Origin of the sequence: Pseudomonas fragi (assembly GCF_002269505.1) — a bacterium.
GTDB classification, from domain to species: Bacteria; Pseudomonadota; Gammaproteobacteria; order Pseudomonadales; family Pseudomonadaceae; genus Aquipseudomonas; species Aquipseudomonas fragi_D.
In genome coordinates, this window is sequence record NZ_NQKQ01000016.1 from 106,046 (window position 1) to 113,413 (window position 7,368).

At 58.8% G+C, this 7,368-nt stretch carries 7 protein-coding genes; 2 read left to right on the forward strand and 5 right to left on the reverse strand.

The window, feature by feature from the left end; translation table 11 throughout:
• The first annotated feature begins 49 nt into the window (after positions 1-49).
• Positions 50-829, forward strand: a complete 780-nt coding sequence (gene fpr, locus CJU81_RS15315; protein WP_016779776.1) for a ferredoxin-NADP reductase — start codon at positions 50-52, stop codon at positions 827-829.
• 66 nt (positions 830-895) lie between these two features.
• Here fpr and tsaA read toward each other — a convergent pair whose 3' ends face one another.
• The 5 genes from tsaA to rimO form a co-directional block, all read right to left on the reverse strand.
• Positions 896-1,591, reverse strand: a complete 696-nt coding sequence (gene tsaA / locus CJU81_RS15320) for a tRNA (N6-threonylcarbamoyladenosine(37)-N6)-methyltransferase TrmO (RefSeq protein ID WP_095037324.1) — start codon at positions 1,589-1,591, stop codon at positions 896-898.
• 130 nt (positions 1,592-1,721) lie between these two features.
• Entirely contained in the window at positions 1,722-2,183 is a 462-nt protein-coding gene (locus tag CJU81_RS15325) for a DUF1456 family protein (RefSeq protein ID WP_095029103.1), read from the reverse strand.
• A gap of 75 nt (positions 2,184-2,258) precedes the next feature.
• Positions 2,259-2,969, reverse strand: coding sequence for an rRNA pseudouridine synthase (locus CJU81_RS15330; protein WP_095003026.1), 711 nt, complete (start codon positions 2,967-2,969; stop codon positions 2,259-2,261).
• A gap of 71 nt (positions 2,970-3,040) precedes the next feature.
• Complete coding sequence (locus CJU81_RS15335; RefSeq protein WP_095037325.1) at positions 3,041-3,505, reverse strand: GNAT family N-acetyltransferase; 465 nt, start codon at positions 3,503-3,505, stop codon at positions 3,041-3,043.
• A gap of 103 nt (positions 3,506-3,608) precedes the next feature.
• Entirely contained in the window at positions 3,609-4,949 is a 1,341-nt protein-coding gene (gene rimO, locus CJU81_RS15340; protein WP_095037326.1) for a 30S ribosomal protein S12 methylthiotransferase RimO, read from the reverse strand.
• Positions 4,950-5,240: 291 nt separating this feature from the next.
• Between rimO and CJU81_RS15350 the strand changes: the two genes are divergently transcribed.
• A complete protein-coding gene (locus CJU81_RS15350) occupies positions 5,241-7,142 on the forward strand; it encodes a potassium transporter Kup (protein WP_095037328.1) in 1,902 nt (633 codons plus the stop codon).
• Positions 7,143-7,368: the final 226 nt, after the last annotated feature.

The following is a 7,368-nucleotide window of genomic DNA, read 5'->3' on the forward strand; positions in this document are numbered from 1 at the left end:
TGTGCAATCGCGCCCATAGTCAGCGCAGGCGAATTTAGGAGCCCCGTACATGAGCAACATGAACCACGAACGTGTCCTCAGTGTTCATCACTGGAACGACACCCTGTTCAGCTTCAAGTGCACCCGTGATCCGGGCCTGCGCTTCGAGAACGGTCAGTTCGTGATGATCGGCCTGCAACAACCCAACGGCCGTCCGCTTATGCGTGCCTACTCGATTGCCAGCCCGAACTGGGAAGAGCATCTGGAGTTCTTCAGCATCAAGGTGCCAGACGGCCCGCTGACCTCCCAGTTGCAGCACCTGAAGGAAGGCGACGAGATCATCATCAGCAAAAAACCTACGGGTACGCTGGTGCTGGACGACTTGAAGCCGGGCAAGCATCTGTACCTGCTCAGCACCGGTACCGGTTTGGCGCCATTTATGAGCATCATCCAGGATCCGGAAACCTACGAGCGCTTCGAAAAAGTGATCCTGTGCCACGGCGTGCGTTACGTCAATGAAGTCGCCTACCGCGAATTCATCACCGAGCACCTGCCACAGAACGAGTTCTTTGGCGAAGCGCTACGTGAAAAGCTGATTTACTACCCGACCGTTACCCGCGAGCCATTCGAGAACGAAGGCCGCCTGACCGATCTGATGCGCAGCGGCAAGCTGTTCAGCGACATCGGTCTGCCACCGATCAACCCGCAGGACGACCGTGCCATGTTGTGCGGCAGCCCGAGCATGCTCGACGAGACCAGCGAAGTGCTTAACAGCTTCGGCCTGAAAGTTTCGCCACGCATGCGTGAGCCGGGTGATTACCTGATCGAGCGTGCTTTCGTCGAGAAGTAAGCGAAGCGCAAAAAAGCCCACATTGCCTGAGGCACTGTGGGCTTTTTGCTGTCTGGCGATTGCTGCTCAGGCGGCGGTAATCACCTCAAGCACACGGATCAAACCAGGCTCAGGGTAATGCCAGCGTACGTCCAGATCCCAGAACTGCGCGCCGTATTCCCGTTCGGCTGTGGGCGTCTGGTAAGCAGGGCGTGGATCTTGCGCCAGGCATTGCTCGATCAGCTCCACCAGCGGCTCCTGAAGGCGCAGGGCTTCCCTGTGCGCCTGTTGCAGGGCGCTGTCGGCCCATTGCACGGGGATCAATACCGGTGCGGCGCTGGCCATGCCATTGCTGGCATCACTGATGATATCGGCGTAGGGCACATAGGGCTTGATATCGAGAATCGGCGTGCCATCGAGCAGGTCGATACCGGAAATCCACAGGCGATCGGCCTCTACCTTGTCCAGCTTGACTACTGACTGGCCGATACCGTTCGGGCGATGGGTGGCGCGGGTGGCAAACACGCCCATCGACTTGTTGCCGCCCAGGCGCGGCGGGCGCACCTTGAGGCGGGGCTTGTCTTCCAGTGCCTGATGGAACACAAACAGCAGCCAGACATGGCTGACCTGCTCCAGGCCTTGCACCGCATCGCCCTGATCGAACGGCGCGACCAGCTCCAGCACGCCACGGGCGGCCGGAGCCAGTTGCGGCTGACGGGGGATGGCGAATTTCTCCTTGAAGCAGGAGCGCACAAAACCGATAGGGGAGACTGTGTAGGTCATGGCTTGCAAACCTTGTAGTCGCTGCCGCAGGCTGCGATGGGCTGCGACAGCGGCCCTTGATAGTTAAGGACTTGAAGATCTTCAGATCTTATCGCAGCCTGCGGCAGCGACTACAACAGCGCTTGTGTGATCAGTCGCGAACGCGCAGGGTCAGGCCTTTGAGGAAATTGCGCAGCAACTGGTCGCCACAGGTGCGGTAGTTGGTGTGGCCGAATTTGCGGAACAGGGCGCTCAACTCGGGTTTGGACACCGGGAAGCCTGCAGCCTTGAGAATGGCATGCATGTCGTCTTCTTTCAGTTCGAAGGCCACACGCAGTTTTTTCAGGATGATGTTGTTGGTCACCGGCAGCTCGACAGGCATCGGTGCACGGCTTTCGTCCTTGCCGCGCTTGAAGATCACCAGGCCATCGAGAAAATGCGCCATCACCTCGTCCGGGCAACGTACAAAACCTTCTTCCTCGTCTTTCTTCAGGTAGGTCAGTACGTCTTCCTTGGAAACTTCCAGGCCACCAAGCTTGATGATTTCGACAACCTTGTTGTCGCTGATGTCGAGCATGTAGCGCACGCTGCGCAGTACGTCGTTATGAATCATATGGGTAATCCTGATATTCAGCAGTGAGCACCGCAGGCATTGCTGCGGTGTCGAAATGTTCGGGTGGGGCTGTAGTTAGAACTTTTCTTTGGCGCTCATGTAGCGCCACTGGCCAACAGGCAACTTGCCCATCGACACGCCGCCGATGCGAATCCGGCGCATGGAAATAACGGTCAGGCCTACCGCCTGGCAGAACAGGGCTATCACCCCTGGTTGCGGATTTTTCATCGCAAAGCGCAGTCGGTTTTCACTCTGCCAGCTGGCCTTGACCGCAGGCAGCTCGCGACCCTTGTAGGTCATGCCGTGGTTGAGGCGGTTCAGACCGTGGGGGGCCATTTCGCCAGAGACCTCGACCACGTATTCCTGCTCGATCTTGCTGGCATCGGCAGTCAGCTTGCGCACGATCTTCCAGTCCTGGGTAAACACCAGCAGGCCGCTGGCGTTGGCTTGCAGCTCGTTGCCTACGCTCAGGCGCAGGAAATGGCCCTTGAGCGGGCGTTTGCCGAAGCGGTGCTCTTCGCTCAGGGTGTCCGGGCCGATCAACGCCATGGCGCTGTCGGTATCCAGGCCCGCCGGGGCGTTGAGCAAAATGGTCACGGGCTCGGGCGCGGTGGCCTTGGCTTCAGGGTCCAGCTCGACTTTCTGGTTGTCGACCTTGAACTGTGGCTCGTCGATGACTTCGCCATCTACCGTGACCCAGCCACCTTCAATGAACAGTTCGGCCTCACGGCGGGAGCAGCCGACGAGTTCGATGAGGCGTTTGGAGAGACGTATCGGTTCAGACATGACAGGGGCCGTAAAGGAATTGGGCGGCTATTGTACCCGCCTGGCGCCGGTTAAGCCCGGCAACATTTGCCTTATGCACGTGCTGGGCGTTTATACCGCAGGTGCAGAAGGGGATAGGGCTGGCCCATGCCGTCTTTTTCGCAGCGCCCGACCACCTCAAAGTGCTGTTTGAGGTAAAAGCCGATGGCTTGCGGGTTTTGTTCATTGACGTCGAGGCGTTCGGCATTCAGTTCATTGATGGCGAACATCAACAGACACTTGCCGATGCCTTGCCCCCGGTAATCCGGGTGAACAAACAGCATCTCAACTTTGCCGGCGGCGACCCCGGCAAAGCCGGTAATGCGTTTGCTGACCGGGTCCTTGCAGCAGATCAGCATTACGGCGTCCAGATACTGGTCTTTAACCAGGCCGCGTAGCAGTTGAATATAGCTGTCAGGTAAAAAGTCATGGGTGGCGCGAACAGATGCTTCCCATACGTCGGTTAGTTCGGTGAAGTCCGTAAGGCGTGGCGTATGAACGACCCATTGCTGTTGCATCGAGCGTGTCTCCTGACACCGGTGTGGAGGGCAATGGGTTAACGATAGCCGTAAAAAAAGCCCTGGCGCCAGAGCGACAGGGCTTTTTGAGGGGGGGAGCGATTTAGATCACTTCAGCCCACAGGTCATACTCGTCGGCGTCGGTGACGCGGCACATGATCTTGTCACCCGGCTTGATATCTTTTTCGGTAGCGATAAATACGTTACCGTCGATTTCCGGGGCGTCGAAGAAGCAACGGCCAACTGCGCCTTGCTCGTCGACTTCGTCGATCAGAACTTCGATTTCCTTGCCGATTTTCATCTGCAGGCGGGCAGCGCTGATGGCCTGCTGGTGGGCCATGAAGCGGTCCCAGCGATCCTGCTTGACGTCGTCCGGCACGATGGCCGCGTCCAGCAGGTTGGCCGGTGCGCCTTCTACGGGCGAGTACTGGAAGCAGCCAACACGATCCAGCTGGGCTTCGGTCAGCCAGTCGAGCAGGTACTGGAAGTCTTCTTCGGTTTCACCCGGGAAGCCGACGATAAAGGTCGAACGGATGATCAGTTCCGGACAGATTTCACGCCAGTTCTTGATCCGGGCCAGGGTCTTGTCTTCAAACGCAGGGCGTTTCATGGCCTTGAGCACTTTCGGGCTGGCGTGCTGGAACGGGATGTCCAGGTACGGCAGAATTTTGCCGGCGGCCATCAACGGGATCAGCTCGTCAACGTGCGGGTACGGGTAAACGTAGTGCAGGCGCACCCAAACGCCCAGCGAGCTCAAGGCTTCACACAGCTCGGTCATGCGCGTCTTGACCGGCGCGCCGTTCCAGAAGCCGGTGCGGTATTTGACGTCAACGCCGTAGGCGCTGGTGTCCTGGGAAATAACCAGCAGCTCTTTCACGCCGGCCTTGACCAGTCGCTGGGCTTCGTCGAGCACGTCACCCACCGGGCGGCTGACCAGCTTGCCGCGCATCGACGGGATGATGCAGAAGCTGCAGCTGTGGTTGCAGCCTTCGGAAATCTTCAGGTAGGCGTAGTGACGTGGTGTCAGCTTGATGCCCTGTGGCGGCACCAGGTCGATCAGCGGGTTGTGATCCTGACGCGGCGGCACCACCTGGTGCACGGCGTTGACGACCTGCTCGTACTGCTGCGGGCCGGTCACGGCCAGTACGCTCGGGTGTACGTTGCGGATATTGCCTTCTTCGACGCCCATGCAGCCGGTCACGATGACCTTGCCGTTTTCCTTGATGGCTTCGCCGATCACTTCCAGGGATTCAGCCTTGGCGCTGTCGATAAAGCCGCAGGTGTTGACCACCACGACGTCGGCGTCCTGATAGGTAGAGACGACGTCATAGCCTTCCATACGCAGTTGCGTAAGGATGCGCTCGGAGTCAACCAGCGCTTTTGGACAACCCAGGGAAACAAAGCCAACCTTTGGGTTGGCTGACTTGGGGGTAATGGTGGACATGGCGAACCTCGGTATGTAGTGACGTTACATGCCCGTAAAGGCTGCACGACGAACGGGCGCTTATTGCGCCTCTGATCAAAAAAAGTGCGCAATTTTAGCTATGGTCAACGCACTTGACCAGCGTTATACGGGGATTTGCGACGAGTGCTGCGCTATGCTGCGCGCCGTCGCGAAAACAGGGTTTTTAATCACCCGAATTTCGTGGATCTGATTCGGAAAATCAGCGCATGCTGCTGATCAAACGTAGTGCAAGCCATTAAGAATCGCGGCCGAGGGTCGTAGGAGTGGTTGATGGGGCAGGCAAGTAGTCAGGCGGCAGAAGACGGTCACTCGAAGGTCAAGCCTATCGGGATGCTGGTTGCAGCGGTCGGTGTGGTGTATGGCGATATCGGTACCAGCCCGCTGTACACCCTTAAAGAGGTGTTTTCCGGCGGGTATGGCGTGCAGGTCAACCATGACGGTGTCTTCGGTATTTTGGCGCTGATCCTGTGGTCGCTGATCTGGGTGGTCTCGATCAAATACGTGTTGTTCATCCTGCGCGCCGATAACGAAGGCGAGGGCGGCATCATGGCCCTGACCGCACTGGCCAGGCGGGCGGCGTCGCCTTATCCGAGATTACGTTCGGTGCTGGTGATCCTGGGGTTGATCGGTGCTGCGCTGTTTTACGGCGACAGCATGATTACCCCGGCGATCTCGGTGCTTTCGGCCGTAGAAGGGCTTGAGCTGGCATTCGACGGCCTGGAGCACTGGGTTGTGCCGCTGGCCTTGATTGTGTTGGTGCTGCTGTTTCTGATTCAGCGCCATGGCACGGCGAGTATCGGCAAGCTGTTCGGGCCGGTGATGGTGGTGTGGTTTGTGGTGTTGGGCGGGCTGGGGATCCACGGCATCGTGCAGCACCCTGAAGTGCTTAATGCGCTGAACCCGCTATGGGGCGTGCGTTTCTTTGTTTCTCACCCGGGCATGGGCGTGGCCATTTTGGGTGCCGTGGTGCTGGCGCTGACCGGTGCCGAGGCGCTGTATGCCGACATGGGCCACTTTGGCCGCAAGCCGATTGCCAGGGCCTGGTTCATTCTGGTGTTGCCGGCGCTGGTGCTCAACTACTTCGGCCAGGGCGCCTTGTTGCTGGAAAACCCGGAGGCGGCGCGCAACCCGTTCTACCTGCTGGCACCGGCCTGGGCGCTGATTCCTTTGGTCGGACTGGCTACGCTGGCGACGGTGATTGCCTCCCAGGCGGTGATTTCCGGGGCCTTCTCCCTGACCCATCAGGCAATTCAGCTGGGTTATATCCCGCGCATGCATATCCAGCACACGTCCAGCGCCGAGCAGGGGCAAATCTATATCGGTGCGGTGAACTGGTCGCTGATGGTCGGGGTCATTTTGCTGGTGCTGGGCTTTGAGTCCTCGGGTGCCCTGGCTTCGGCCTATGGGGTGGCGGTGACCGGGACCATGCTGATTACCAGTATTCTGGTGTCGGCAGTGATGTTGCTGCTGTGGAAATGGCCGCCGGTTCTGGCCGTGCCTGTCTTGATCGGCTTTTTGTTGGTGGATGGGCTGTTCTTTATTGCCAACGTGCCGAAAATCTTCCAGGGCGGGGCATTTCCGGTGCTGGCGGGGATAGTGCTGTTTGTCCTGATGACCACCTGGCGGCGCGGCAAGCAGTTGCTGGTGGATCGCCTTGACGAAAATGCGCTGCCGCTGCCGCTGTTTATCAGCAGCATCCGGGTTCAGCCGCCGCATCGGGTGAAGGGGACGGCGGTGTTTCTGACCGCGCGCCCGGATGCCGTGCCCCATGCGCTGCTGCACAACCTGTTGCACAACCAGGTACTGCACGAGCAGGTGGTATTGCTGACGGTGGTCAACGAAGACTCGCCCCGAGTGCCCGCATCGCGACGGTTCGAGGTGGACGCCTATGGTGACGGGTTCTTCCGGGTGATCCTGCACTTCGGTTTTATGGATGAGCCGGATGTGCCTGAGGCGTTGAAGTTGTGCCATCTCGATGAGCTGGATTTCAGCCCGATGCGCACCACTTACTTCCTTAGCCGGGAGACGGTCATTGCTTCCAAGCTTGTGGGTATGGCGCGCTGGCGCGAAGGTTTGTTCGCCTTCATGCTCAAGAACGCCAACAGTAACTTGCGCTTCTTCAAGCTGCCGGTTAACCGGGTGATTGAGCTGGGGACGCAGGTCGAGATGTAGGGCTGCCTACAAAGCCCCCTCACCCTGGCCCTCTCCCAAAGGGAGAGGGGACTGACCGAGTTGATGCGCGATTCAGCTCGGGACCATCAGACTGCTGAGATTCTGAAATACCCCCCAATCAAGCCCCCTCTCCCTCCGGGAGAGGGTTGGGGTGGGTAGAAACCGGGTACATCGTTTACGTTTAAGACCGGGTACATCGTTTACAGGTATTAATCATGGTCAGGAG

Excerpts from the sequence above, each read along its gene's own strand:
- CJU81_RS15330 (WP_095003026.1), bottom strand. The coding sequence starts at position 2,969 with ATGTCTGAACCGATACGTCTCTCCAAACGCCTCATCGAACTCGTCGGC.
- fpr (WP_016779776.1), top strand. The coding sequence starts at position 50 with ATGAGCAACATGAACCACGAACGTGTCCTCAGTGTTCATCACTGGAAC.
- CJU81_RS15350 (WP_095037328.1), top strand. The coding sequence starts at position 5,241 with ATGGGGCAGGCAAGTAGTCAGGCGGCAGAAGACGGTCACTCGAAGGTC.
- rimO (WP_095037326.1), bottom strand. The coding sequence starts at position 4,949 with ATGTCCACCATTACCCCCAAGTCAGCCAACCCAAAGGTTGGCTTTGTT.
- tsaA (WP_095037324.1), bottom strand. The coding sequence starts at position 1,591 with ATGACCTACACAGTCTCCCCTATCGGTTTTGTGCGCTCCTGCTTCAAG.
- CJU81_RS15325 (WP_095029103.1), bottom strand. The coding sequence starts at position 2,183 with ATGATTCATAACGACGTACTGCGCAGCGTGCGCTACATGCTCGACATC.
- CJU81_RS15335 (WP_095037325.1), bottom strand. The coding sequence starts at position 3,505 with ATGCAACAGCAATGGGTCGTTCATACGCCACGCCTTACGGACTTCACC.